Below are 2,257 nucleotides of genomic sequence, written 5' to 3'. Positions count from 1 at the left end.
AAACTCAAGCAGGACATCCTCGACCAGCTGCAAGACCATGCCGGCCCCGACGCCCGCGTGATAGCCAGCTCCCGGCCCTTCCGTACCAGCGACAAGAGCGGCGACAACCCGCCCCACCGGCTCGCCCGCGACGCCTACGAGACGATCACAGAACTGCCCGTTCTGTGCACCGGTGAATACCCCACCCCAAAGGATCCCCGCCCGGTGGTCTTCGTCCTCGAGCCCGGCCTGGGCCTGGACCTGGTCACTACCGGCGAACTCGTAGAGAAGTCCGCCACCCTGGCAGGCCGCTCGGGCAGGCTGCTCACCGCACTGGGCCTGACCCACAGCGTCCCCCTCACGGAGACCGCGCCAGTTCCGCAGCCACGCGGTATCGAGGCGGGCCGGGAAGCGGTGCGCCAGGCCCGCGGCGACGAGGCCGTCCCCGCCACCTCCGTCGGATTCGGCGAAGCGTGAGCGACCTCCTCCTGCAGGAAGCAACCCCCGGACAGCAGCTGGCCATCACCCAGCTTGAGCGGATTGCCGCCGCCAACAACGCCCTCGAGCTGGGCCGCATCACCCGTGCCGATCCCGCCTACGGATTCCCCGGCTGGATCGAGGCCCGCCTCGGCGTGGACTGCTCCACCCTGCCCCGCACACCCGCCGGCCTGCACTTCAAGCGGCGCGAAGCGATCACCCTGTTGATCCCGGCCACGTTCCCCTTCGCCGTCCCCCAGGTACGCACCGCCCACACCCGCTTCGCGGGCGCCCCGCACGTCAACTGGGCCCGCCACCTGTGCATGTACCGTTCACCGGCCACGGAATGGGACCCGGCCGATGGCATGTACGGCTTCGTCACCCGCGTCTGGGACTGGTTCCAGGCCGCCGCCGCGGGGGAGCTCGACACACCCGGCGAGCCCCTTCACCCGCCCAACGCCCTGACCCACCAGTCCGCAGGCCTGCTGGTCGTCCGCCACGACGCCCCCACCGCGCAGGGCGCGCCCTGGATCGGCGCGGCCCTTATGCACCGGGTCCGCGACGACCGCCAGGACGTGGTCGGCTGGCTGCCCCTGGGCTCCTGGCCCACCAGCGCCGAACAAGCCCGCCAGACAGTCGGGCTGCCACCAGGGTCGGAGGTCTTCCTCGCCCCGGCAGTGATCGCCACCCAACACCTGACCTTCGAATACCCCAACACCGCCCGCGAGCTGATCGGGACCCTGGCAGACGAAGGGATCACCCCGGCCGTCATCCTCGGCCTGATCGGTGTAGCCGCCGACCGCAACCGCACCGTCCTGCTGCCCGTCGCCGACCCGGACGACGACACCCCCGTCGCCCCGCTCTACCTCCTGCTCGGCACCCCCTCCCGCGGCATCGCTGGCAGCGACCACCTGCTGCCCCACCTGGTCGCCTGGAACCTTCCCGACCTGGCCGACCTGATGGGGCGCCTGTCCGCAGCCGCCTTCGACGACTACCGGCCCCTGGCCGAACTCGGCCAGAACTTCCTCGAGCAGACCAGCGAGAAATGGCTGGGCAGCCTGCCCACCCGGTGGGCCCGCATCCAGGAAGCCCGCCCAGAAGTCACCGTGCGCCGGGACGCCGTCACCCCGGCCGCATGGCTCAACGGCAAGCAGATCCTCGTCCTGGGCTCCGGCGCCCTAGGCGCCCCCATGGCAGAGATGTGCGTGCGCGCCGGAGCCGCCCGCGTCACCGTCGCCGACCAGTCCCTCATCCACCCCGGCATCCTGACCCGCCAGCCCTACACGGACGCCGACATCGGCCTCTCCAAGTGCCGCACGCTCGCCAGCCGGCTTTCCGCCATCACCCCGCACACCACCCGCGTCGAACCGCTGCCGGGCAACATCATCAGCACCCTCGCCGACGCCGACGTGCACTCCTTCGACCTGATCATCGACGCCACCGCCAACCGCATCGTGCGCGCCCACCTCGAAGCCGTCCGCGCCACCGACCCCGCCCCCTGGCCACCCCTGGCCACCGTGATGATCGGCCATAAGGCGACCCGCGGCATCGTCGCCTTCTCGCCCACCCGCGCCACCGGCGCCGGCAGCGACATCCTGCGCCGCACCGGGCTCGCCGCCCGCGCCAATACCACCGGCGCCCACGCCGACATCCTCGACGACTTTTTCCCCGTCCAACCGCGCACTGACCTTTTCCAGCCCGAACCCGGCTGCTCGGACGCCACCTTCACCGGCTCCGCCGCCGACGTCACCGGCCTGGCCGGCCAACTCATGACCGGCATCCTCCATGCCCTGGCCACCCC

1 protein-coding gene and 1 pseudogene are annotated in these 2,257 nt (G+C 71.5%); both read left to right on the top strand.

Annotated features, from left to right (window positions below):
• Positions 1 to 456: pseudogene (locus CCN33_RS32390) on the top strand (hypothetical protein); the annotation flags it as partial.
• A partial coding sequence (locus CCN33_RS30075) for a ThiF family adenylyltransferase (protein ID WP_107484027.1) occupies positions 453 to 2,257 on the top strand: 1,805 nt, incomplete at its 3' end. The pseudogene CCN33_RS32390 and the gene CCN33_RS30075, both read left to right, overlap by 4 nt.

The sequence above is a fragment of the Streptomyces recifensis genome (assembly GCF_002154615.1).
Lineage (GTDB): Bacteria > Actinomycetota > Actinomycetes > Streptomycetales > Streptomycetaceae > Streptomyces > Streptomyces griseoluteus.
This window is presented reverse-complemented; position numbering and strand designations above follow the sequence as displayed.